This window comes from Streptomyces sp. NPDC014882 (assembly GCF_043081325.1).
Classification (GTDB): domain Bacteria; phylum Actinomycetota; class Actinomycetes; order Streptomycetales; family Streptomycetaceae; genus Streptomyces.
This window is the reverse complement of record NZ_JBIBWL010000006.1, coordinates 341808-366045: the sequence shown is the minus strand read 5'-3', so window position 1 is coordinate 366045 and position 24238 is coordinate 341808. Positions and strand designations below refer to the sequence as shown.

Sequence of the window (24238 nt, the reverse complement as noted above, 5' to 3'; positions counted from 1 at the left end):
CCGACGCCTGAGCCAGGCTGGCCCCAGCAGGACGACGTTCGTCTCCCGGAGGTGAGGACCATGAGCACACTGCCGGTCGCCGTGGCGGTCGACGGTTCCGAGGACAGTACGCGGGCCCTCGACTGGGCCGTGGACGCCGCACGTCGGCGCCGGACGGCCCTGCGCGTCTGCCACGTCCGCCACTACGCCGCGTGGACCCAGCCCGGCGTGCCCGTGACCCCGCCCCCGCCCCCGGACGAGGACCCCGTCCTCGCCGACGCGCGCGCCCGGCTGGAGGGGACGGCGGACGGCACGGACGTGGAGTACGTCGGTCTCGACGGGGCGCCGGGCGTGCTGCTGCCCGAACTGGGCGCCGAGGCCGAACTGCTCGTGCTCGGGTCCCGGGGACGGGGCGGTTTCCGGAGCCTGCTGCTCGGCTCCAACGGCATGACCGCCGCCCGCGACGCCGAGTGCCCCGTCGTGATCGTGCCCCGGCCCGGCCGCGAGGTGGACGGCCCGCCGCCCGGACCCGGCCCGCGGGTCGTCGTCGGCCTCAACGTCGACAGCCCCGACGACGCCGCCCTCGCCCTCGCCTTCACCGAGGCCGCCCTGCGCGACGCCCGGCTCCAGGTGGTCGCCGCCTATCCCTGGCCCGTCCAGACCTGGGCCGCCCCCGTCGGCGAACTCCTCCCGGCCGGCATCGACCGGGGTGCCCTCGAACACGAGACCCGCACCCTCGTCGACGGCTTCCTCGCCGCGCACCGGCAGCGCCACCCCGAGGTCCGCGTGGAGCCGTACCCCGCCCCCGGCGACGCGGCCGGCCACCTCGTCGCCGCCTCCCGGGACGCCGAGCTGGTCGTGGTGGGCCGCCACCGCCGGCGCCTGCTTGCGCCCGCCCGCATGCTGGGCTCCGTCACCCACGCGGTCCTGCTGCACGCGGCGAGCCCGGTGGCGGTGGTACCGCCGACGCCCGCGGAGGAATGAGCCGCCCCCGCCGGTGAACCCCGGCGGCCTGTCATCGGCCGCATGCAGGACGCGCTCCCCGGCGACGGCCGCCTCGCCCCCGACCTCGCGCTGACCGTCCGGCACGACGGTCACGGCGGGGTCGCCGACGACCTCTCCGACCCCGCGGGACTCACCGCCTGGGTCCGCGGCCACGCCGACGTCCTTCCGGTCGCTCCGGGCTACGCCGCCGACGCCCGGGACCTCACCGCCGTACGCGATCTGCGCGCCGCCGTCCGGGCCCTCTTCGCGCACGCCGTGCGCCCCGGCGCGCCGAACCCCGCCGACGCCGCCCGGCTGCCGTCCGCGGCCGACGCCCTGGACCGCCTCGACACGGCCGCCGCCCGCCTGCCCACCGTCCCCGTCCTGCACCGGGGCGACGGCGCCGGTCCGCGCGTCGGCCGGCGGCCCGTACCGGACGGCGACGACCTCGGGGCCGCCCTCGCCCAGGCCGTGATCGCCTTCCTGGGCGGCCCGGACCGGCAGCGCCTGCGCGCCTGCCACGCCCCGCGCTGCGTCCGCTGCTTCCTCGAGGACCACCCGCGCCAGGAGTGGTGCGGACCGTCCTGCGGGAACCGCGCCCGGGTGGCCCGCCACCACGAACGCCACAGGCGGGCCTCGTGACCCGAGAGGCGCCGAAGACCCCCGGACGGCCCTGGAACACCCCGAACGGCCTCCGGACGGCCGCCGCCCGGCCGCACCCCGGTGAGAGCCGCGCGGCCGCCCCGGACGGGCGACCGCCCGCAGGACGCCGACGGCCCCCGTACCCGTACCATGGCCCCATGTCGTTCCTCCGCCGCCGCAGTGCCACGCCCGCCGGGCCCGACTTCGACGTCCTGGCCATGGACCCGGGTGACTGGCCCGGCAACCTCGGCGCCGGCCTGCTGCCCGCCCCCGACGGCACGTGCCAGGGCGTCTTCCTGCGCTACGACCTCTTCGGCGGCCGCGGCCCCGCGATGATCATCGGCAACCTCCCCGAGGGCTCGCCGGCCCGCGAGGTCGCTCAGGGCGAGGTCCCCTTCGAGGTGGCCCAGCTGCTGCTCGCGCTGGAGAACGAGGAGGAGGTGACCGTCGTCGGCACCGAGGACATGCCGGTGATGCAGGGCGACAACCTCCTCATCGTGCGCCGCCTCAAGCTCTCCGAGAGCCGCATCTCCTGCGTGCAGTTCGACCGCAGCGACAACGTCCTGGTGACCATCGCCGCCTGGGACCGCCCCATCACCGACGACCTGTACGCCCTGCTGAAGCCGCTCCCGGCGGAGCTTTTCCAGCAGGGCTGACCGGACCTACGGCGCCGTCGGCCGTACGTCCGCGGCCCGGACGAACGCCACCCGGTGCCCGTACTGGATCTCGTAGTACAGGTCCTCGCCGACGACCACCCGGTGCGAGTCGCCGGTGAAGTCGACCGCGTAGTAGTACTCGCCGGGCACCTTGGCACCGGCCACGTACTTCTGTCCCGCCGGCAGCCGGTACGGCAGCGGCGACACCGACTGGACGGGCACGTCCGCCGGGTACGCCGACGCCTCCGGGTAGGCGCGCCCGTAGACCGGCACGCTGTCGGCACCGTCCTTCGGGGTCACCAGCAGCGCCTCGGCGGGCACGGCCGTCGGCCGCGCCGCGGGGTTGCGGAACCAGGCCTTCTGGCCCAGGTACCAGATCGCCGTCCAGTCGCCGAAGCGGTCGGCGACCGCGTACTGCTGGCCGGTGGAGACCCGCGAGGAGAGGTCGTTCACGCCCGTCGTCGGGGCCGTGCCGAGGCCGACGTCCGTGATCAGGGCGGAGTTCTCGTCGTGGTCGGAGTACAGCCGCACCGCGCTCGACCCGTGCGCCGCGCACGGCTCGCCCTTCGCCGTGCAGCCCGTGTACACCGGCCGGTTGGCGGAGTAGTCCGGCAGGATCGTCACCGCCCCGGCGTTCTCGCGGGCCGCGGCCCTGAACGGCCGGCCCAGCAGCTCGAAGTAGTGCCGCCAGTCCCAGTACGGCCCCGGGTCGGTGTGCATGCCCGGCACGGTCGCCGCGGTCGGGCCGGGCACGGTGTCGTGCCCCAGGATGTGCTGCCGGTCCAGCGGAATGCCGTACTTCTTCGCCAGGTACCTCACCAGGCGCGCCGACGACCGGTACATCGCCTCCGTGTACCAGGAGTCCGGCGAGGCGAGGAAGCCCTCGTGCTCCAGACCGATCGACGTGGCGTTGACGTACCAGTTGCCCGCGTGCCAGGCCACGTCCTTCGCCTTCACGTGCTGGGCGACGTGGCCGTCGGTGGAGCGCAGCGAGTACTGCCAGGACACGTAGGTGGGGTCCTGGACCAGGTCCAGGACCCCCTCCCAGGCGCCCTCGGTGTCGTGCACGACGATGTACTTGACGGACTGTGACGCCGGTCGGTTCCCCAGGTCGTGGTTGCCGTAGTCGTTCTCGCCGAACTGCTCGTACGGCGCCGGGATCCACTCGCAGGAGACCGACGCCGGGCACTCGGTGCCGGCCGCGGACGCCGTGCGCAGACCGGTCCGCCGCAGTTGCCCCCGGTCGGGCGCCAGTCCCGGCCGCGCGGCCAGCGCCACCCGCTGGCCGGCGTCCGTGGTCCGCTCCTGCCCGGTGCGGATCACGTCGTACACGTCGTCGGCGTACGCGGCGGCCGTCGCGGTGTCGTCGGCGCCGGAGAAGCGTGCCACGGCGCCGTACCAGTCGGCCGGATCGTCGGTCGGCGGCCGGCCCAGGTCGCGCTGCGCGGCGGCGAGCAGGGCGGCGCCGCCGGCCACGTTGGCGGCCGGGTCGGTGCGCAGTTCCCCAGGGCTCAGACCGGTCAGCTCCGCCGCCTCGGGAAGCGTCCTGAGGCGGGCCGGGATCCCGGTGCCGGCCGGGAGCGGGGCCTTCGGGCGCAGGGCGGGGCGGGCGTCGTCGCCGCGCGGGTCCTCCGTGCCCTCGCCGTGGTGCGGGGCGCCGGCCAGGGCGGTGCGGGCGTCCGTGAGGTGCATCGGACCGTAGCCGCCGGTCACGCTCGGCGCGCCGCCGTGCGCGTCCCAGCGGGACTGGAGGTAGGAGACGCCCAGCAGCACGCTCTGCGGCACGTCGTACTCGGCGGCCGCGGCGGCGAAGGCCTGCTGCAGCCCCGTCGCCGACCGCTCCGCGACGACGGACGAGCCCGGTGAGCCGGGTGAGCCGGGTGAGCCGGGTGAGGGGGACGCGGCGAGCAGCGGGAACAGCAGAGCCGCCGAGGCGACGGCGCCGGCGGCTCTGCGGGTGCGCGGGGGAACGGGGGTGCGCGCGGGTCCGGGGCGGGTGAGGGATCCTCGCAATGCGGCCTCCTGGGACGGACGGGCGGGGCGTGGCGTGCGGGGCCGGACGTGGCTCAGTGGTACCGGCTCGCCGACGATCCGTCAATCATGCCCACGGCAGGGCGCTTTCCCATGTCAGCGAGGGGCGGGCGAGTTTCGTGGCGGGCGGTCGTGCCGCCCGCGGTCCGGCACCGGCGTACACCGACGGCTCCGGCGCGAAGGTCCCGGCACGCGAGGGTCCGTGGCGCGCCGACGCTCCGGCGCACCACGGACCCTCGCCCCTCGGCGGGCGGGCCGGCTCGCGCCGGCCCGCCCGCACCGGTCAGCGGGTGCCGACCGCCGCGCGGACGGCCCGGCGGGCCGTCTGGCAGTCGTCGTGCAGCCGGCGCAGCAGCAACCGCTGCTCCTCGCCGGACGGCACGGCACCCGGATGGGGGGCTCCCCCGGTCGCGGGGGCCGCGTCGTGCATCGAACGCTGCACGGCCATCTCGTAGGTGCGGATCTCCCGGGTCAGCACCAGCATCAGGTTGACCAGGAAGGCGTCGCGCGAGGCCGGGCCCGCCGACTGGGCGATCTGGCTGATCTGGCGGCGCGCCGCCGGCGCCTCACCGAGGACCGCCCACAGGGTCGCCAGGTCGTAGCCCGGCAGGTACCAGCCCGCGTGCTCCCAGTCCACCAGTACGGGACCGGCCGGTGACAGGAGCATGTTGGACAGCAGGGCGTCACCGTGGCAGAACTGGCCCATGCCCTGCCGGCCCGCGGTCGCCGCGATGCCGTGCAGCAGCTTCTGGAGGTCCCCCAGATCCCGGTCGGTCAGCAGTCCCAGCTCGTGGTAGCGGGAGATCCGGGCCGCGTAGTCCAGGGGGGCGTCGAAGGTGCCGGCCGCGGGCCGCCAGGCGTTGAGCCGGCAGACCGCGCCGAGCGCCGCCCGGACGTCCGCGCCGGACGGGGCCTCCGCGGGGTGCCGTTGCAGGGCCGCCACGCGTCCCGGCATCCGTTCGATGACGAGGGTGCAGTTGTCCGGGTCCGCCGCGATCAGCCTCGGCGCCCGCACAGGGGGGCGGTGCCGGACGAACGTGCGGTACGCGGCTATCTCGTGCCGGATCCGCTCGGCCCACGCGGGGGAGTGGTCCAGTAAACACTTGGCGACGGCCGTGCTGCGTCCGGTCGTGCCGACCAGGAGCACGGAGCGCCCGCTGCGGCGCAGTACCTGCACGGGGGCGAACTCCGGGCAGATCCGGTGCACCGACGCGATCGCCGCGCGCAGTTGGGCGCCCTGCGGGCCGGACAGGTCGAGCCTCCCGCTGAGGGGCTGCGTGCCGAGCCCCGCGGGGCGCCGGGCGCCGCGGCCCGCGCCGAGCACGGCGGGAGCCGGCCGGACGGGGTCGAGGTAGGGGCCGCCGCCGCCGGGGCGGGGGTGCGGCGACCGGGGCGGGGCGGACACGGAGGACGATGCTGTGTACATGGGCGAAACAGATCCCTTCGTGTGCCTGCGACATCGATGCGCCGCCCGGCCCGGCCTCCCGGATACACCCTGGGGAATGTCCCTCGGCGACCGGGTCGGGGTGGCGCACTCCTACCTGACACCTGTCGCCCAGTGGCACACCATCTGGCGCACCCTGGCGAACCCTGGCGAATAGTCGCCCGGCAACCTGCACGGGGCTACTGTCAACTCAGCCGAGAACCTGGGGGCTTACGTGAGCGGACAACCCAACACCCGCCTGGCGGACCTGTTCGGCCTGGCCGGCTGGTCCAAAGGGGAACTCGCGAGGCTGGTCAACCGGCAGGCGGCGGCCATGGGCCACCCCCAGCTGTCGACCGACACCTCCCGGGTGCGCCGGTGGATCGACATGGGAGAGATCCCGCGCGATCCCGTGCCGCGGGTGCTGGCGGCTCTGTTCACCGAGCGTCTCGGCCGTGTCGTGACCATCGAGGACCTCGGTCTGGTCCGGCACGGGCGTACGGGGAAACGGCCACGCGACGGGAGTGCGCAGCATCCCGACGGCGTGCCGTGGGCGCCCGAACGGACTGCCGCGGTCCTCACCGAATTCACGGGAATGGACCTCATGCTCAACCGACGCGGCTTGGTGGGCGCGGGTGCCGCGCTCGCCGCGGGATCAGCACTCAGCAGCGCCATGTACGACTGGCTGCACACCGACCCCACCCTCTCCGCCGACGCTTCCGTCGTCGATCACCCCCTCCTGCACGCCGACTCCGCCGGGTTCGACCGTTACGAGGCCGCCCCCGTCGGCACGGAGGAGGTCGACGAACTGGAGCGCTCGGTGGAGGTGTTCCGGGCCTGGGACGCCGCCCGCGGCGGCGGGCTCCAGCGCAAGGCCGTGGTGGGCCAGCTCAACGAGGTGGGCGGCATGCTCGCCTACCGGCACCCACCCCATCTCCAGCGGCGCCTGTGGGGCGTCGCCGCCAACCTCGCCGTGCTCGCGGGCTGGATGTCGCACGACGTCGGCCTGGAACCCACGGCCCAGAAGTACTTCGTGATCGCCGCCCATGCCGCGCGGGAGGGCGGCGACCGGCCCCGGGCGGGGGAGGCCCTCTCCAGGGCGGCCCGTCAGATGGTGCACCTCGGCCGGCCCGACGAGGCCCTGGACCTCATGAAGCTCGCCCAGTCCGGCTCCGGTGACGCGGTGCTGCCGCGCACGCGGGCGATGTTCCACACCATCGAGGCCTGGGCACAGGCCTCGATGGGCAAGGGGCAGGCGATGCGCCGCACGCTCGGGCGGGCGGAGGACCTGTTCGTCTCCGGCCGGATCGACGCGGAGACGCCGTCCTGGATGCAGACCTTCAAGGACGAGGACCTGTACGGCATGCAGGCCCTGGCCTACCGCACGCTCGCCGAGTTCGAGCCGGGGGCGGCCGTGCACGCCCAGTACTACGCGGAGAAGGCCCTCTCCCTGCGGATCGACGGACGGGAGCGGTCGAAGATCTTCGACCATCTGTCCATGGCCTCGGCCTGCTTCATCGCGGACGACCCCGAACAGGCCGACCGGTACGCGCGGTTGGCCCTGATGTCGATGGGGTCGAACTCCTCCCGGCGTACCTGGGACAGGCTGCGCGAGATGTACCGGCTCACCGCCGAGTACGCGAACTACCCGCGGATCAGCGAACTGCGCGAGGAGATCCGGCTGGCGCTGCCGAAGCCGAGGGGAGGCAAGAACAACACCGGGCAGGCGTGACCGGGTCGACAGTCACCGGTCCGCCGGTCCGCCTCCTGCCTGACCGCCGGTCCTGCCTGACCGCGGGTCCTGTCCGTCTGCCGGTCCTGGCCGGTACTGCCGCTCCTGTCGGTCACCCGGTGATCCGGGCGACGAGCACGCGGGCGTCGTCCGTGCGGCCGCCGTGGCCGCACTCCCGCGCGATCAGCCGCGCGCAGTCCTGTGCCGTGCGCCGACCTGCGAGGCGCGGGGCCAGGTCCAGGAGCGGGTCGGGGCCGTCCGGTCCGCCGACGGGGACCAGCCCGTCGGTGTGCAGGACGAGCACGTCGCCCTCCTCCAGGGCCGTCTCGGCCTGCCCACGGGCCGCGGCCGGGCCGGTGCCGGGGAGGACGCAGCCCGGTGCGTCCAGCCGGAACGCCCTTCCGCCGCGGAACAGCAGCGGGGCGGGGTGTCCGGTCCGTGCCCATGCCAGGGTGCGGGTGGCGGGCCGGTAGCGGCAGTACACGGTGGAGCACCGGGGCGGCGGATCGTCGGCGCTCAGTAACTGCTCCAGCCAGGACAGCAGTTGCGCCGGACCGGCGCCGGACATCGCCATGCCGCGCAGGGCGCCGAGCGTCGTCGCCGGGGTGGCGGTGGCGTCCGGGCCGTGCCCGGTGAGTGTGCCGGTGCCCAACAGCGTGTCGCCGTCCGGCAGTTCCAGGACGTCGTACCAGCCGCCGTCGAGCGGGGAACTCGTCGTGGCGGGCAGGTGCCGGACGGCGACGTCGAGCGGGCCGGTGGTGCGCGGGGGGCGCGGGGAGCCGTGCCGGGAGGACGGCGCGGCCTCCCGCGGCCCGGCCGCGGGCCGGTGCCCGGCCGGTGCCGGGTGCCGTCGCGGGGGGAGCGGGTCGCGCAGGTGGAGCGAGTCACGGGTCGCGCCCACCGCGCGCCGGCTGCGGCGCAGTTCGCTGACGTCCCGCAGCACGGCCCACATCGAGGTGGTGCTGCCGCGGGCGTCGAGCACGGGCTCGCCCATCATGTGCACGGTCCTGACCTCGCCGTCCGGCCTGACGACCCGGAACTCGCCGTCGATGGGCTTCGCGTCGACGAGGCAGCCGGTGACCAGGGAGGTCAGGTACGGGCGGTCCTCCTCGAGGACGAGGGAGGGGAGTTCGTCGAGGGTGAGCGGCGGAGCGGCCGGGTCGCGGCCGACGATGCCGTGCAGTTCGGGGGACCAGAAGGCCTCGTCGGTCAACAGGTTCCACTCTGCGCTGCCGACGCGGCCGAGCGGCGACTCGCGCGGGGGAGGGGGCGGCGGGCCGTCCCGCAGTTGCGCCAGGTGCGCGTCGAGGTCCTCGAGTTGGTGCAGCGCCAGGTCGCACAGCGCGCGCTGCCAGCGTCCCCGCGGGTCCGAAGTGTCGTCCTGCGTGTCCCGCCGCACGGCGTCCATGTCGCCGATGAGCCGCCGCGTCTGCGTGATCAGCGCGTCGACCCTGCCGCGTCCGGGAGTCCGGGCGGCCGGGCGGTCCGCGGAGAGGGGGGACGGCATGACGCACTCCGATGGGGGACGGGACGGCCGGACTGACGAAGGGGCCGTGACGACTGTGGCACAGCCCGCGACGCGGTGTAAGGGATTTGGCAACACACGATCCGGTGATGCTCCCGGCATATGCCAGCGTCTTCACGGGCAGCTCCGGGGGTACCGATGACGTAGGCCCCCGCCGGTTCGAGTCGTAGACGTCGTACGCGAGTCGGACGACTTCCGGGGGGCACCTGGAGACGATCACTCGACTGTTCGACGGCCACCTGTTCCGTGCGGGGGACCCGCGCGGGGCGGGTGAACGGCGACGAGGCGGTTCGTCGTGACGCAGGTCACAATAATTCACGCGGCTTTCCCGTAATGCGATCGGCCCTTGCGAAGTCCTACAAGCACCACACCGGAAACGGCCGACCACTCACCGTCGCGGAGACCGCCCATGGATCCCACCCACGTCACCGTCGAACAGCCCGCCCGCGCCCGGCTCATCACCGCCGAGGAGCAGGAGCTGCCCGTCCCCGCGACGCTCCGCTACACCTGCGCCGACCCGCTCGCCGTGCACCTCGACTTCCCGCCGGAGGTCTCCCTCCAGGGCGAGGCGGTCACCTGGACGTTCGGCCGCGCGCTGCTGGAGGAAGGGCTCGACGGACCGGCCGGCGGCGGTGACGTGCACATCTGGCCGTGCGGCCGGACCCGTACGGTCGTCGAGTTCCACTCGCCGTTCGGGCTCGCCCTGCTGCAGTTCGACACGGCCGCGCTGCGCCGCTTCCTGCTGCGCAGCTACGCCGTGGTCCCCGCGGGCGGGGAGGACGTCGGAGCGGCGGTCGACGAGAGCCTGCACGCACTGCTCGGCAACGTCTGAGGCCGCCCCGGCGCCGGCCCCGCACGGTGCCCGCCGGCCTCAGCCGTACAGCGCCGGGCGCGGGGCGAGGTCGACGGCCACGCGCGTGCCGCCCGTGCCGCCCGTGCCGTTGCCGAGCGCCCGCACCCCGGCCTCGGCGGCGACGGAGGCCGCGTAGCCGTCCCAGGCGGTCGGGCCGGTGACCCGGCCCCGCCGGGTGGCGTCGACCCAGGCCTGCACCTCGCGGTCGTAGGCGTCGGCGAACCGGACGAGGTAGTCCCGCGGCACCTGCGTGCCGGCCGAGCCGCGCGCGGTGACCAGCGGGCCGCGGTCGTCGCCGATGCGCGCGCTGCCCGCCTCGCACACGGCCTCGCAGCGCACCTGGTAGCCGAAGCCGCAGTTGACGAAGACCTCCACGTCGACCAGGACGCCACCGGCGGTCTCGAAGACCACGAACTGGGGGTCCACCAGGCCCTGGGGCGCGCCGGACGACGGGCGGGGCCGCAGCACGGTGACCGCGGTCAGCTCCTGGCCGAGCAGCCAGCGGGCCGCGTCGATCTCGTGCGACACCGAGCTGTCGATCAGCATGGCGCTGGTGAAGCCGGGCGGAGAGGAGACGTTGCGGTGGGTGCAGTGCAGCATCAGGGGCCGGCCGAGCCGCCCGTCCTCCAGCAGCGCCTTGAGCCCGAGGTACTCGGCGTCGTAGCGCCGCATGAACCCGATCTGCGCGAGCCGCCGGCCGAGCCGGGCCTCCGCCTCCACCACCCGCAGCGCCCCGGCCGGGTCCGGCACCATGGGCTTCTCGCACAGCACCGGGAGGCCGCGGGCGAACGCCGCCAGCAGCGCCTCCTCGTGTGCGGGACCCGGCGAGGCGATCAGGACGGCGTCCACGCCGGGCGCGTCCAGCGCGGCCTCGGCCGCGGTGTGCACCGAGACCCCCTCGACGTCGGCGACGGCTTCCTCCGCGCGGGCGGCATCCGGATCGGCCACGGCGACCACCCTGGCCCCGCTCACCACCCGGTCCAGACGGCGTATGTGGTCGGCGCCCATGTGTCCGGCACCCAACACCGCCACGCCCAGCAGTTCACCCACGTACGCGCTCCCTCCCGGCCGACGATCACGCGTAGCGTACGCCGACCGGGTGGGGGGCTCAGTAGCGCAGCACGCCCGCGATGCCGTCGGCGTCGGTCAGGGTGCCGTCCGGGACGAAGCGGACCTCGGCGCCCGTCTCCAGGCACTGCTCGACGATCTCGTCCACGATGTCGTCGCGGGAGTCGAGGTCGGTGCTCTCGGCCGGGACCAGGTGGTCGCCGTCGTCGCGGACGGTGACACGGTAGTTCTCCTCCACGGCGAGCAGGCGGACCCGGCCCTCCCGGGCGTTCTGCCACAGCTCGTCGACCCCGGCGGCGAAGGTGCGCCGGCCGCGGGCGGAGTCCAGTTCCTCGGCCACGGCGGCGGTCTCCCGGCGGGCCTCGGCCTCGTGCACCGGCCGGACCGCCTCCCACACCGTCTCCGGGGTGGCGTTGGTGAGACCGCCGTGCGGCACGTGCACGGCGTCGCGGACGCCCCCGCCGATCTCCTCCAGAAGGGACAGCGCCGCCGTCTCGCCGGTGACGTAGAGCCGGCGCGGCGCCTCGCGCAGCAGCCGGCCCATCGTGGTGTCGGCGTCGCGCAGGAAGTGGCGGGTGTCCTCGTCGCGGAAGGTGCTCGGCAGGTCGCCGGTGCGTTCCATCCGCTCGGCGTCGAAGTTCTCCCGGCTCCTGACCAGCGGGAAGCCGTGGGAGTGCTCCTCGGTGACCCGGCCGGCGCCGCCGCTCCACAGGGTGACGCGGTCGGCGGAGACCGACAGCACCCAGAACGGCCGCTCGGCGGCCTGCGCCGAGACGAGGTTGCGGGTGAGGAAGGTGTCCGAGAGGACGACGCGCTCCGGGACCGGGCGGGCCAGCGACCACACCTGGTGCTCGCCCGGTGCGGCGAAGATCACCAGGCCGTCCTCGGTGTACGTCAGGTCGACCTCCGCGAGGGCCCGGTCGAGCTGCTCCTCGACGTCCGTGCGCCGCTCCCGGGTGACCGCCGGATCGGCCTCCAGCTGCTTCTTGGCCTCGGCCACGACGTTGCGCAGCCGGACCCGGTCCTGGCTGTTGTAGGGCTCACGGCGATGCGTCGGCGTCAGCACGGACACCGCGGGATAGGGCCGCGGGCGGCGCAGTTCGGAGAGGGTCGCGGGGCTCAGTTCGTGCTCCATACGAGCACGATAGGGCCGAATCGGGAGTAAGGCATTTGGGGCGCCGAAGCGGGACGGAACGGCACGGGGACCGGGGTGTCGGCCCGGACGCGTTCCCCCGCCGGGGCGCCCTCCTCGCCGTGCCCGGACCCGTCCTCGGCTTCCCCGGCGGCCCGGCCTCCCCGGCGGCCGACGGTGACGCCGCCCCCGTCGGCCGGTTACGGTACGCGTCAGTAACCGGAGGACCGGACACACCCGCGGGGAGACGCCCATGCCGCAGCTCGAAGTCGACGGCGCAACACTGACGTACGACGACGAGGGGCCCCGCGAAGGCGGCGGGGCGCCTTTGGTGTTCGTCCACGGCTGGACGGCGAACCGGCACCGCTGGGACCACCAGGTGGCGCACTTCTCGGCGTCGCGCCGGGTGATCCGGCTCGACCTGCGCGGACACGGCGACAGCACCGGGGCGGGCGTGCGCACGATCCGGCACCTGGCCGACGACGTCCTCGCCCTCCTCGACCACCTGGAGGTCGGGCGGTGCGTACTGATCGGCCACTCCATGGGCGGCATGATCGCGCAGACCGTCGTCCTCGACCGTCCCGAGCGCGTCGAACGCCTGGTGCTGGTGAACTCCATCGGCCGGATGGCGTACAACCGGGGCAGGGGCCTGCTGATGGCCGCCTCCACCCTCGTGCCGTACAAGCTGTTCGTCGCCGCCAACATCCAGCGCGCCTTCGCCCCCGGCCACCCGCGCGAGGAGGTCCGCGCCCACATCAGGTCCTCCGCGGCCACCCCGCGCGAGGTGGTCATGACGCTGTACGGGGCCATGCGGGCGTTCGACGTCCTGGACCGGGCCGCGGAGATCCGCACGCCGACCCTGATGATCCACGGCTACCACGACGTCCAGCTCCCGGTGAAGCAGATGCTGCGGCTGGCGAAGGCCTGTCCGGACGCCACCGTCCGCGTCCTCGACGCGGGCCACGAACTGCCCGTGGAGAAGCCGGCCGAACTGACCGCGGCCCTCGACGCCTTCGTGACCGTCCCGTCGGCACCGGCGGCCACCGCTAGGGGGTGTTTCGAAAGTGCCTCCCCCAGAGGGGGTGCCCCCAGCCCGGCGACGCCTGGCACGCACTCCCCCAGAGGGGGCACCCCCAGCCGCGTTGTCGGGATCACCCCGATACAACCAGTATCGGGGCGACCCTCCGCCTTGCGATCGCACGCACCAGACGCCGCCGGGCCTGCCCTTCGGGCAGACGACGCCACTTTCGAAACACCCCCTAGCTGAAGGCGTCCGGGTCCGCCGCCTTCCAGTCCGCCGCCCAGGACTCCGGCGGCCCGGACAGCAGCGCTCCCGGCGCCAGCCACTCGTACAGCTCCGCGTACGACCGGAGCGTCCCCGGGGCCGTGCGCCGCACCAGGTGGGCGGGCGTGAGCCCGGCCGGCTCCCGGACGCCCAGCGCGGCCATGACCCGCACGGCGTCGCGGACCGTCTCGCGCTGGTAGCGCTGCACCCGCCGGGCCTTGTCGGCCACGTCGAGGGCGCGCACCCGCAGCGGGTCCTGCGTCGCGACGCCGACCGGGCAGGTGCCGGCGGCGCACCGGCCGGCCTCCACGCAGCCGACGGCCCGCATCATCGCGCGCGCCGCGTTGGTGAAGTCGGCGCCCTGGGCGAGCCGCCGGACCACGTCCGTGCCCGTGGCCACCCGCCCGCTCGCCCCGATCCGGACCCGGTCCCGCAGCCCGACGCCGACCAGCGCGTTGTGCACGGTGACCAGCCCCTCGGTGAGCGGCAGCCCGACCTCACCGGCGTACGGCGGTGCCGCGCCGGAGCCGCCCTCCGACCCGTCCACCACCACGAAGTCCGGCGCGACGCCCTCCGCGACCATCGCCCGGCACACCGCGAGGAACTCCCGGCGCGAGCCCACGCACAGCTTGAACCCGGTCGGCTTGCCGCCCGCCAGCTCCCGCAGCCGCGCCAGGAACAGCACCAGCTCCCGCGGCGTGGCGAACTCCCGGTGCCCCGGTGGCGACACGACCGGTTCGCCCACCGGCACCCGGCGCTCCCGCGCCACCGAGGCGCTCACCTTCCCGCCGGGCAGCAGCGCGCCGCCGCCCGGCGCGGTCCCCTGCGACAGCTTCAGCGACACGCACCGCACCTCGGGCAGCGCCGCCTTGTCCGCGAACTCCCGCGCGTCGAACGCCCCGTCGTCGGTCCGGCAGCCGAAGTAGCCCGTCCCGATCTCCCAGACGAGGTCGCCGCCGCCGCGCAGATGGTGTTCGGTCAGCCCGCCCTCGCCGGTGTCCTGCGCGAACCCGCCCAGCGCGGCGCCCCGGCTGAGGGCGTGCACCGCCCGGGACGAGAGCGCCCCGAAGCTCATCGCGGACACGTTCAGCAGCGCCATGTCGTACGGCAGCCGGCACTCGGGGCCGCCCACCCGCACCACGGGCGGCTCCTCGGGCGGTTCGACCGGGCCGAGGGACGACACGAGGAACTCGCGCACGGCGCCGGCCGGCTCGGCGGCGGCGCGCCGGGGCACCCACGGCAGGCGCCCGGTCAGGGGGTACGCCCGCAGCAGCGAGTCCCGGCGCTGCACCAGGTCGCGCACCCCGACGCAGGCGAGCAGCAGCAGCGGCCCGGCCGCCGGCCACCACCACACCGAGACGGCGCACGCGGCGAACACCGCCCCCACCGCGCCGGCGACGGCCAGCAGCAGGGGCAGATAGCGGCCCACTCAGCCGTCCTCGTCGGCCCCGCAGGAGCTGCTGCTCGGCGGGAGGGAGCCGTACAGGAGGAAGTCGTCGACCTTGCGGTGCACGCACTTCGACGAGCCGTACCCCGTGTGCCCCTCGCCGCGGTTGTCCAGCACCACGGCCGACGACCCGAGCCGCTCCGCCGTCTCCACGGTCCAGCGGTACGGCGTCGCCGGGTCCCCGCGGGTGCCGACGAGCAGCATCCTCGGGGTGTCGAGGTCCTTCACCTCGTCGCGTATGTAGTCCGTGCCCCTGGGGCGGCCGTAGCACATCAGGACCTGGGTGAGCCGGTACCGCCCGAAGACCGGCGACGCCTCCTCGTAGGCGGCGCGCAGCCGCTTGAGGTCGGCGGTGATCCGCCGGGCGGTCGGGCGGTCGGGGTCGTCGGCGCAGTTGATCGCCATCAGGGCCGCCGGCAGGTTGTCCAGGGGGATCTCCTCCTCGTCGACCAGCCCCCCGCTCGGATCACCGCCCCCCGGGTCCCCGCCGCCGGGATCCCGCGCCGGACCGCGCACCGGCAGGGACAGGCCGCCGGTCGCGAACGCCATGACGCCGCTGGTGTCCCCGTTCTCGACGAGCTGGGCCAGCGCCCGCTCCAGGGACGGCCACAACTGCTTGCTGTACAGCCCCTGTCCGATGGCGCCCACCAGGTCCTGTCCCGTGAACGCCTCGCCGAAGTCGGTCGGCACCGGGTCCTCGTCCATCGACCGCACGAGCCGCCGCACCTCCTCGCGGGCGGTGCGCGCGTCCTGCCCGAACGGACAGGCGATGTCCTTCACGCACCAGTCCACGAAGTCGTCCAGCGCCACCTGCTGGCCCCGGGCGCCCGCGATGCCCTGCTCCGCCAGCGGCTCGGTGAGCGTGTCCACGCCGTCCAGGACGAGCCGTCCCACCCGGTCGGGGAACTGGGCGGCGTACACCGCGCCGAGCCGGGTGCCGTAGGAGAAGCCCAGGTAGTTGAGCTTCCGGTCGCCGAGGGCCGCGCGGATCACGTCCATGTCCCGGGCCGCGTCCACCGTGCCGATGTGCGGCAGGACCGGGCCGGAGTGCGCGGCGCACGCGGCGGCGGCCTTCTTCAGCCGTGCCAGCAGCGCCCGCGGATCGCCGAGGTCGTCCGGATCGTCGTCGACGGCCGCGTACGCGTCGTCCTCGGCGTCCCCGCAGCTGACCGGGGAGGACCGGCCGACGCCCCGCGGGTCGAAGGTCACCACGTCGTAGCCGTCGGTGAGGCCCATGAACTCCTTTCCGCCATAGGCGAGTTCGGGGACCCCGGGGCCGCCGGGCCCGCCGAAGTTCAGCAGGACGGAACCGCGCTTGTCGCCGGTGGCGCGGTAACGGGCGAGCGCCAGGTCGAGGGTGGCGCCGCCGGGGCGCGCGTAGTCGACGGGGACGGTCGCCTTGGCGCACTGGAGATCGTCCGGCATGCCGTCGCCCGTGCACTTCCCCCACGTGATCTTCTGGTCGTGGAACCGGGACAGGTCCGCGGGGCGGCCGCCGTCTTTGTCCGTGGTCGCCGCGGGCAGGCCCGTGCCGAGCAGTGTCAGGGCGGCGACGGCGGCGAGCGCGCCGCGGCGCAGTGCGGGTCGCGTCGACAGCTTGGCCAGCATCAATGCCTCCCGGGCGCCTCGCAGCGGACGGGGGAGCGGCGCCCCGGCCCACGATAGGCGGGCTCCCCGGGACCCGCCTTCCGGACGCCGGGCGGTCCCGCGCGGGCCCCTGCCGGGACCCGCCGGGCGGGGGCAGCGCGGGGGCGCCGTACCGCCCGGGTCCCGTGCGGACGGCGACGGCACGGCACGCCGTGCCGTCAGTTCGAGAAGAGTGACACCCGATGGGGTGAAAGACCGTTCGGCCATAACCCGCATGGTTCCGTCGCGTTCTACGGGGTGGCGGGCGAGCGCCCGCGACCATGTCCGGAAGGCAGGGACCCATGAGACGGGTTACCCGAAACGGTGTGATCGCCGTCGCCGCCGCCTCGGGCGCGCTGGCCGTAGCCGCCCCCGCGTCCGCCGACTCCGCCGCGGACGCGACCGCGGCGAACTCGCCCGGGCTGATCTCCGGCAACGGCGTCCAGCTGCCGGTGCACGTCCCGCTGAACCTGTGCGGGAACACCGTGAACGTGGTGGGACTGCTCAACCCCGCCGCCGGCAACGCGTGCGCCGACAAGGGCTCGGCCGCCGCACCCGCGCGCGACGGCGGCGGCGCGGGCGCCCACGGCGGGGCGCAGGACTCGCCCGGCGTCGTCTCCGGCAACGGCGTCCAGCTGCCGGTGCGGCTCCCGGCGAACGTGAGCGGCAACAGCGTCGACGTCGTCGGCATCGCCGACCCGGCGTTCGGCAACACGTCCGTCGACGTCTCGGACGAGGAGCCGGCGCCCCCCGCCGAGCCGCCGACGCGGCACGCCCCGCCGGCCGCGCCCCACCCGGAACCGGGGGCGGTGCCGTCCGCCCCGGCGCCCCCCACCACGTCCGCCCTCGCGCACACGGGCGCCGACGCCACCGCCCCCGCCCTCACGGGCGCCGCGGCGCTGATCCTCGGCGGAGCCGTCCTCTACCGCCGGTTCCGCCCCGGCACGGAGCGCTGACCGGCCCCCACCGCACGGCCGTGGGCCCCGTGGGCCCGTGGACCCACGGCCGCTCCGGCCCGCGACGCCTCCACGGCGAGCGCGACGCAGCGGCGCGGACGCGGGAACCCGTCGTCCTCCGGCACGACCCGCTGCCCACCCCGCCCGTCCCGTCGCCCTCCCCGTCGCCGTCCTCGCCCCCGTCCCGTACGGATCTCCGGCCTCCGGGGCAGGACCGTGGGCCCCGGTAAATCCGTTGATCACACCGGGGCCTGCTGCTGGAGTGTCCCCATGGACAACGCCGCGGTACTCGCCCTGTACGACCGGGAGATGCGCCGCGGCGCGCTCCCCGAGAGCCCCGGCGCACGCGTCGAACGCGTCGGGCGGGTGGTCCGCCACGTCGGCTCCGAGGGCGGCTGGAACGGCGTCGTGTGGTCCGACCTGGAGGCCGCGGACGCCGACGCGGCGATCGCCGGGCAGGTCGCGCACTTCGGCGGACTCGGCCGGGACTTCGAGTGGAAGCTCTACGGGCACGACCGGCCCGCCGACCTCGGTCGCAGGCTCCTCGACGCCGGGTTCGTGCCCGAGCCGGAGGAGACCCTGATGATCGCCGAGACCGCCGGACAGCTCGTCGACGCCGGACCGGCCGGACCGGCCGGACTCCCGGGGGGATTGCGCATCGTGCCCGTCACCGACCGGGCGGGCGTCGACCTCATGGCCGAGGCGAACGAGAGGGCGTTCGGCAAGGACGCCGGCCGGCTGCGGGACCTGATGCGTGAGCGCCTCGCCACGGACCCGGACAACGTCGTCGCCCTCGTCGTCCTCGCCGGCGACGAACCGGTCGGCTCGGCCCGCATGGAACTCGTCCCCGGCACCCGGTTCGCCGGTCTGTGGGGCGGCGGCACCTCCCCGGCCTGGCGCGGCCGGGGCGTCTACCGGGCCCTGGTCGCCCACCGGGCCCGCATCGCCGCCGACCGCGGCTACCGCTACCTCCAGGTCGACGCCTCCGACCAGAGCCGGCCCATCCTCCAGCGCCTCGGCTTCGCGCCCCTGACCACGACGACGCCGTACGTGTACACCCCGTAGGGCCGTCCGCCCGGGCGGGACCACCCGTCCGGCGGACGTCCGCGACGCGGTACCGCCCGTTCGGACGCGTGTCGGTTGCCCGGAAGCCGCGTCGCCGGTGGTATGGCCGCGGGGCCGCTGTCGCAGGGCCCGGCTCCCGTCAGTCGCCAGGGAAGGGCCCGCACATGCCACGGACCGTCGTACGGATGCCGCTCAGAGGGGCCGTCGCGGCGGCCGCGGCGTCGGTGATGCTGCTGGGAACGACCGGCCCGGCGTCCGCGGGCGGTCCGGGCGGTGACGCCGGCGTCGTCCTGCGGTGGAAGCCCTGCGAGGGCGAGACGCAGACCGGGTTCGAGTGCGCGGTGGCGAACGTGCCGCTCGACCACGCCCGCCCCGAGCACCGCACCGTCGAGCTGGCCGTCATCCGGCACCGCGCCGCGAAACCGGCCGGGCGGGCCCGCACGCTGTTCTTCAACCCCGGCGGTCCGGGCGGTCCGGGCACCGTCGGACTGCCGGAACTGTACGAGAAGTTCCCCCGCGCCCTGCGCGACCGCTACGACATCGTCAGCTGGGACCCGCGAGGCGTCGGCGAGAGCACGGCCGTGCGCTGCTTCACCACCGCCCGGGAGGCCACCGCCTGGCAGGCCGCGGTGCCCCCGTTCCCGGTGGGGGAGCGGGAACAGCGCGCGTTCACCGCCGCCTACGCCGACCTCGCGCGGCGCTGCGAGCGGCGCGACCCGGAGCTGCTGCGCCACATCTCCACCGCCGACACCGCCCGCGACCTGGAGCTGCTGCGCCGCGCGACGGGGCAGGAACGGCTGGACTACTGGGGCATCTCCTACGGCACCCTGCTCGGCGCGACCTACGCGAACCTGTTCCCCGAGCGGGTCGGGCGTCTGGTGCTCGACGGGAACGTGGACCCGCAGGCGTGGATGAACCGGGGCGCGACCGGCGAGCCCGGGCTGAACACCTTCCTGCGGCTCGGCTCCCACCTGGGCTCGGCCGAGACGCTGGAGCAGTTCCTCGACCACTGCGGCCGGGTGCCCGTGACGGAGTGCGTGTTCTCGGCGGGCGGCCCGGCGGCCACCCGGGCCAAGTACCGCTCCCTGCTGCGGCGTCTGGAGAAGCGGCCGGTCGGGGGGTGGACGTACGCGCGGACGGTGAGCGAGGTGCGGGGCGGGCTCTACACCGTGCACCCCGGCTGGGCCGGGATCGCGGACACGCTCCAGGGGCTGTGGGACGGCCGGGCGCCCGTCGACCCCGGTACCGCGGTGGCGGAACCGGCGCGGTACCCGGGCTCCGAGCAGTCGATCGCGGTGCTGTGCGCGGAGAGCCCCAACCCGCGCTCGCCGGAGCGCTACCCCGCCCTGGAGCGACGGGCCGTGGCGGAGGCCGGTGCGCTCGGCAGCTGGTGGGCCTGGGCCAACGAGCCGTGCGCCGGATGGCCGGCCCGGGCGGCGCGGCCGTACACCGGTCCGTGGAACCGCCCGACCGCCCACCCGGTACTGGTGGTCAACTCGACCTACGACCCCTCGACCCCGTACCGGTCGGGCCGCGCGACGGCCGCGGAGCTGGCGAACGCGCGCCTGCTGACGCTCGACGGGTACGGGCACACCGCACTGGACAACCCCAGCGCCTGCGTGGGGCGGTACGTGGTGCGCTACTTCCTGACCGGCGCGCTGCCGCCGGCGGGCGCGCGCTGCACCCAGGACCTCCCGCCGTTCGTGGAGCGGGTCCCGGAGCCCACGGCGCCGTCCGCCTCGGCCGGTACGCCGACGCGGACCGGGCCGCCGGTGGGCCCGGCGGTGCCGGTGCTGCCGGCGTACGGCGTCTGGCCGCCGGAGGTCGTCTCGGGCCTGCTGCCGCCGCCGCACGCCGCGGCGGAGGCAGGCCGCCGCTGACCCGCGGTCGTCGCCCCGCCGACCGCCGACCGCCGACCGCCGACCGCCGACCGCCGCGCGGACGGCGGAAGGCGGCCCGGCCGGACCGCCTTCCTGCCTCCTGTCGTACCACGGGGTCACGCGCGGGGGATGCTCTTCGCCGCCGTACCGGCACACACCAGTCCGAGGACCAGCGCCAGCGCCCCGATGATGATGTTGTTGACGATGACACCGGCGTCCGGGCCGTCGCCCACGACCCACGGGGCGACGATCATCCATATGCCGAGCGCGCACATGGCCCAGCTCAGTCCGTACATACGGGCCGGAGCCGCGGTGAACCCGAGCGCGAGCAGGCCGATCGCTGTGCCGACGATCAGGTTGTGCGTCACGAGCGCGGGCTGGCTGACGGTGTAGTGGAGTATCCACGGGGACACGGCGCAGTACAGACCGAGCAGGAACACCGGTCCGTCCACGAGCGCCACATCGCGACCACCGAGCATGCGGTCGTACCGAGTCCGCATCTCGGAAACATCCGGGTGAGTCGACATGTCGCCCCTGGAGTGCGAGACGTTGGCCATGACTCATCTCCTTCGACTTGCAGGCCTGACCGCGTCGATGCGGTGTGCGGTATCCGCCGCGCTATCCCATTCTGCGCTTATTTTCCCTTTATGTGTAGAGTCTCGGATCGGTCGTCCCGCACCCGGTCGCAGCCCCTCGCACCCCGCCCCGCCCCGCGCCGGCTGCGTCCGCGGGTGCGCCGCACCCCGTGTCGTTCCGGCGTCGTATCGTCGGCTCATGCGCGAGTCCCCGAACCCCGACGACGTCGGCCTGACGACCGGCACGCTGGCCCGTCGGCTGGGCGTGGCCCCCACCACGTTGCGTTCCTGGGACCGCCGCTACGGCCTCGGACCGGTGGAGCGCGACGGCGGACGGCACCGCCGCTGGCGCCCGGACGACGTGGCCGTGGTGGAGGCCATGTGCCGGCTGACGTCGGCCGGTGTGCCGCCCGCGGAGGCGGCCAGGGCCGCGCGAGCGGGCGCCGACACGCCGCCCCGCACGGCCGAGGTCCCGCCGGAGCGCTCCCGCGCCGCCGGTGCGCTGCCCCTGGGCGCCGACGTCCGCCAGGAGTGCCGGGGCCTGGCCCGTGCCGCGGTACGGCTGGACGCGCCCGCCGTGGAGGAACTGCTGGCCGAAGCCGTCGAACGGCACGGACTGCCCGTCGCCTGGGAGGAGGTGATGGTGCCGGCCCTGCACGCCGTGGGACGCAAGTGGGAGTCGTCCGGCGACCGGTACGTGGAGGTCGAGCATCTGCTGTCCTGGCACGTCTCGACCACCCTGCGCCGTGTCACCGGTCCGCCCGCGGCGGGCCGGCGCACGGAGGGCGCCGGGCCCGTGATGCTGGCCTGCGTGCCGGGGGAGCAGCACACCCTGCCGCTGGAGGCGCTCAACGCGGCCCTGCTCGAACGCGGCACGGCCACCCGCATGTTCGGGGCGGCCGTCCCGGCCGAGGCGCTCGCCGCGGCGGTCGGCCGGCTGGGCCCGGTCGCCGTGGTCCTGTGGGCGCAGGCCCGCTCCACGGCGAGCCCGGCCCTCGCCCGGCAGGTCGCGGACATGCGGTGGGGCGTCAGCGGCGCGCGGCGCGGACCGACGGTGGTGCTCGGCGGCCCCGGGTGGGCGGGGCGCTCCGCGCGGGGACTGCCGCGACCGGCGGGACTGAAGGAGGCCCTGACCCTGCTGTCGGGCAGGTGAGGTGTGCCGCGGGCCGACTGCACCACCGCGAGCCGGCCGGACCACCGCGGGCGGGCTGGACGGGCGCGGGCGGGCCGGCGGGCTGTACCGACACGGGCGGGCTGGACCGGTATGGACCGCCGCAGGCCGCCGCGGGCCGGCTGGGCCGGCGCGTCCCCGTCCGGTCCGGCGGGCGGTGGGCGTCCGGCGCGTCCTCCGTGCCGGAGACCGTGCCGGAAGGGCGGCCCCGTCCGGTCCGGCGGCCCTTTTCGCCTCGGCGGCCCTTTTGCTTCAGCGGCCCTTTACTTCGGCGGCTCACGGGGCGCGCGGGGTCGCCCGCGAGCCGCTGGGGGAAAGGGCCGGACCCGGCCGGCGCGGGGCACCCGGAGACGGCGTCCGGGGACTCGCGGAGCCGGCCGGCCGACGGGCTCAGGCCAGCTTCTTCAGCAGCTCGGCGGCGAGCGGAGCCGAGGAGGCCGGGTTCTGGCCGGTGACGAGGTTGCCGTCCACGATCACGTACGGCGCCCACGGCTCGCCGATCTGCACGTCGACGCCCGCCTCGGTCAGCCGGTCCTGGAGGAGCCACTTGGCCTTGTCGGCGAGGCCGGCCTGCGTCTCCTCGTCGTTGGTGAAGGCGGCGACGCGGCGGCCGGCGAAGACGTTGGTGCCGTCCTCCTTCACGGCGGCCAGCAGGGCGGCCGGGCCGTGGCAGACGACGCCGAGCGGCGTGCCGGACTCCAGGGCCGTCGCGAGGATCCGGCCGGAGGTGGTGTCGACGGCCAGGTCCTCCATCGGGCCGTGCCCGCCGGGGTAGAAGACGGCCGCGTAGTCGGCGAGGTCCACGTCCTCCAGGCGCACCGGACGCCGCAGCTCGGTCATCTTCTCGAGGCCGGCCGCGACGCGGTCGGCCTCCTCCTGGCCGCCGTTCGACTCGGCGGCGAGACTGCCCTTGTCCACCGGCGGGACCACACCGCCCGGCGTGGCGACGACCACCTCGTGGCCCGCCGCGCGGAACGCCTCGTACGGGGCGACGGCCTCCTCGGCCCAGAAGCCGGTGGGGTGCCGGCTGCCGTCGGCGAGCGTCCAGTGGTCCGCGCCGGTCATCACGAAAAGGATCTTTGCCATGGTGCTCTCTCCAGAGGGTCGTGCCTGACGTCCCGGGTGTGGGACGTCGGTGTGTCGATGCCCCGAACCTAAGCCGTCAAGCCATAGGCAACCAATGAGAATTCCAATGCCAGGTATGGGAATCCCGATGGCCCACACGGAATACTGCCGACGGTGGAACCAAGCCATCACCTGGACCTGAACCTGCTGCGGACCTTCCTCGCGGTCTACCGCTCGGGGTCGTTCACCGGCGCCGCCCAACTGCTCGGACTGTCGCAGCCGACCGTGACGACACAGATGCGGACCCTGGAGCGGCAGGCCGGACGGGAGCTGTTCGAGCGGCTTCCGCGCGGCGTCACCCCCACCGCCGTCGCCGAGGCGCTCGCCGCGCGGATCGCGGAGCCGCTCGACGAGCTGGCCGTGGTGGCCGGCCCCGGCCCCGCCGCGCCGGGGCGCGCCGAACCCGTGCACCTCGCCGGTCCCGCGGAACTGCTGTGCCTGCGCGTCCTGCCCGCACTCGCGCCGCTGGCGGCCGAGGGCGTCCGGCTGCGCGTGGCGCCGGGCCTGACCGAGCCGCTGCTCGACGAACTGCGGGCCGGACGGCACGACCTGGTCATCGCCACGACCCGCCCGCGCGGCCGCACCCTGAACTCGACCCCCTTCATGGACGAGGAGTTCGTCCTGGTCGCCGCACCCGTCTGGGCCGAGCGGCTCGGGGACCGGCCGGCGGCCGAACTGCCGGCGGCCCTGCACCCGGTCCCGCTGGTCACCTACGCGCAGGACCTGCCGATCGCCCGCCGCTACTGGCGGCACGTCTTCAACCGGCGGCTGTCCGGTCCCGCCGCCGTGACCGTGCCCGACCTGCGCGGCGTGCTCGCCGCGGTCGTCGCGGGCGCCGGTTTCACCGTCCTGCCGCGCTACCTCTGCCGCGACGAGCTGGCCTCGGGAGTCCTCGTCGCCCTGCACGAGCCGGAGGACCCGCCGATCAACACGGCCTTCCTCGTCCAGCGGCCCGGAGCGGTGGAGAACGCGGACGTCACCCGCGTCCGCGAGCTGCTGCTGGACGCGGGCCGCACGTGGTGAACGGGCCCGCGCGCACGGGCGGGGGACGGACGGCCACGCGGACCGGCACCCCCGTGACCG

19 protein-coding genes and 1 pseudogene are annotated in these 24238 nt (G+C 75.3%); 11 read left to right on the top strand and 9 right to left on the bottom strand.

The annotated features are described in order from the left end of the window. The first annotated feature begins 60 nt into the window (after window positions 1-60). The 3 genes from ACF09K_RS17605 to ACF09K_RS17595 all read left to right on the top strand — a co-directional run bounded on the left by ACF09K_RS17605 (window position 61) and on the right by ACF09K_RS17595 (window position 2261). The gene (locus tag ACF09K_RS17605) at window positions 61-963 is read left to right on the top strand and encodes a universal stress protein (protein ID WP_392244468.1); all 903 of its coding nucleotides are present in this window, start codon (window positions 61-63) and stop codon (window positions 961-963) included. 42 nt (window positions 964-1005) lie between these two features. Next, window positions 1006-1605, top strand: coding sequence for a CGNR zinc finger domain-containing protein (locus ACF09K_RS17600; protein WP_392244467.1), 600 nt, complete (start codon window positions 1006-1008; stop codon window positions 1603-1605). A gap of 158 nt (window positions 1606-1763) precedes the next feature. Further along, on the top strand, window positions 1764-2261 hold the full coding sequence (locus tag ACF09K_RS17595; protein WP_392244465.1) for a hypothetical protein: 498 nt from the start codon (window positions 1764-1766) through the stop codon (window positions 2259-2261). Window positions 2262-2267: 6 nt separating this feature from the next. On the opposite strand, the gene ACF09K_RS17590 is transcribed toward ACF09K_RS17595, so the two are convergent. Both ACF09K_RS17590 and ACF09K_RS17585 read right to left on the bottom strand, forming a co-directional pair. Then, window positions 2268-4274 carry an N-acetylmuramoyl-L-alanine amidase gene (locus tag ACF09K_RS17590; RefSeq protein WP_392244463.1) on the bottom strand — a complete coding sequence of 669 codons (2007 nt, stop codon included), beginning with the start codon at window positions 4272-4274 and terminating at the stop codon, window positions 2268-2270. Window positions 4275-4575: 301 nt separating this feature from the next. Further along, complete coding sequence (locus ACF09K_RS17585; protein ID WP_392244462.1) at window positions 4576-5718, bottom strand: aminoglycoside phosphotransferase family protein; 1143 nt, start codon at window positions 5716-5718, stop codon at window positions 4576-4578. Window positions 5719-5950: 232 nt separating this feature from the next. On the opposite strand from ACF09K_RS17585, the gene ACF09K_RS17580 reads away from it, so the two are divergent. Next, window positions 5951-7447 carry a hypothetical protein gene (locus ACF09K_RS17580; protein ID WP_392244460.1) on the top strand — a complete coding sequence of 499 codons (1497 nt, stop codon included), beginning with the start codon at window positions 5951-5953 and terminating at the stop codon, window positions 7445-7447. A gap of 112 nt (window positions 7448-7559) precedes the next feature. On the opposite strand, the gene ACF09K_RS17575 is transcribed toward ACF09K_RS17580, so the two are convergent. After that, window positions 7560-8954 (bottom strand): SpoIIE family protein phosphatase, encoded by a 1395-nt coding sequence (locus tag ACF09K_RS17575; protein ID WP_392244458.1) that lies wholly within the window; start codon window positions 8952-8954, stop codon window positions 7560-7562. A 427-nt stretch (window positions 8955-9381) separates the two neighbouring features. Here ACF09K_RS17575 and ACF09K_RS17570 point away from each other — a divergent pair, with 427 nt between their 5' ends. Beyond that, the gene (locus ACF09K_RS17570) at window positions 9382-9804 is read left to right on the top strand and encodes an SsgA family sporulation/cell division regulator (RefSeq protein WP_392244456.1); all 423 of its coding nucleotides are present in this window, start codon (window positions 9382-9384) and stop codon (window positions 9802-9804) included. A gap of 39 nt (window positions 9805-9843) precedes the next feature. Here ACF09K_RS17570 and ACF09K_RS17565 read toward each other — a convergent pair whose 3' ends face one another. Together ACF09K_RS17565 and ACF09K_RS17560 are read right to left on the bottom strand one after the other, a co-directional pair. Further along, window positions 9844-10875: a Gfo/Idh/MocA family protein gene (locus ACF09K_RS17565; protein ID WP_392244454.1), complete on the bottom strand. Its 1032-nt coding sequence runs from the start codon at window positions 10873-10875 to the stop codon at window positions 9844-9846. 58 nt (window positions 10876-10933) lie between these two features. Next, entirely contained in the window at window positions 10934-12028 is a 1095-nt protein-coding gene (locus ACF09K_RS17560; protein WP_392244452.1) for a chemotaxis protein, read from the bottom strand. A 250-nt stretch (window positions 12029-12278) separates the two neighbouring features. Here ACF09K_RS17560 and ACF09K_RS17555 point away from each other — a divergent pair. After that, a pseudogene (locus ACF09K_RS17555) lies at window positions 12279-13046 on the top strand (alpha/beta fold hydrolase); the annotation flags it as partial. Between the two features lie 238 nt (window positions 13047-13284). Here ACF09K_RS17555 and ACF09K_RS17550 read toward each other — a convergent pair. Continuing rightward, a complete protein-coding gene (locus ACF09K_RS17550) occupies window positions 13285-14739 on the bottom strand; it encodes a glutamate synthase-related protein (protein ID WP_392244450.1) in 1455 nt (484 codons plus the stop codon). Continuing rightward, window positions 14740-16365 (bottom strand): alpha/beta hydrolase, encoded by a 1626-nt coding sequence (locus tag ACF09K_RS17545; protein WP_392244449.1) that lies wholly within the window; start codon window positions 16363-16365, stop codon window positions 14740-14742. 347 nt (window positions 16366-16712) lie between these two features. On the opposite strand from ACF09K_RS17545, the gene ACF09K_RS17540 reads away from it, so the two are divergent. The 3 genes from ACF09K_RS17540 (at window position 16713) to ACF09K_RS17530 (ending at window position 20284) form a co-directional block, all read left to right on the top strand. Further along, complete coding sequence (locus tag ACF09K_RS17540) at window positions 16713-17339, top strand: chaplin (protein WP_392244550.1); 627 nt, start codon at window positions 16713-16715, stop codon at window positions 17337-17339. 270 nt (window positions 17340-17609) lie between these two features. After that, window positions 17610-18404, top strand: a complete 795-nt coding sequence (locus ACF09K_RS17535; RefSeq protein ID WP_392244447.1) for a GNAT family N-acetyltransferase — start codon at window positions 17610-17612, stop codon at window positions 18402-18404. Between the two features lie 185 nt (window positions 18405-18589). Further along, complete coding sequence (locus ACF09K_RS17530) at window positions 18590-20284, top strand: alpha/beta fold hydrolase (protein ID WP_392244446.1); 1695 nt, start codon at window positions 18590-18592, stop codon at window positions 20282-20284. Window positions 20285-20400: 116 nt separating this feature from the next. Here the strand turns inward: ACF09K_RS17530 and ACF09K_RS17525 are convergent, their stop codons facing one another. Beyond that, window positions 20401-20841: an SPW repeat protein gene (locus ACF09K_RS17525; protein WP_392244444.1), complete on the bottom strand. Its 441-nt coding sequence runs from the start codon at window positions 20839-20841 to the stop codon at window positions 20401-20403. 217 nt (window positions 20842-21058) lie between these two features. Here ACF09K_RS17525 and ACF09K_RS17520 point away from each other — a divergent pair, with 217 nt between their 5' ends. After that, window positions 21059-22012: a MerR family transcriptional regulator gene (locus tag ACF09K_RS17520; protein WP_392244443.1), complete on the top strand. Its 954-nt coding sequence runs from the start codon at window positions 21059-21061 to the stop codon at window positions 22010-22012. A gap of 408 nt (window positions 22013-22420) precedes the next feature. Here the strand turns inward: ACF09K_RS17520 and ACF09K_RS17515 are convergent, their stop codons facing one another. Further along, entirely contained in the window at window positions 22421-23116 is a 696-nt protein-coding gene (locus ACF09K_RS17515; RefSeq protein ID WP_392244442.1) for a type 1 glutamine amidotransferase domain-containing protein, read from the bottom strand. 153 nt (window positions 23117-23269) lie between these two features. On the opposite strand from ACF09K_RS17515, the gene ACF09K_RS17510 reads away from it, so the two are divergent. Continuing rightward, the gene (locus ACF09K_RS17510) at window positions 23270-24178 is read left to right on the top strand and encodes a LysR family transcriptional regulator (RefSeq protein ID WP_392244441.1); all 909 of its coding nucleotides are present in this window, start codon (window positions 23270-23272) and stop codon (window positions 24176-24178) included. Window positions 24179-24238: the final 60 nt, after the last annotated feature.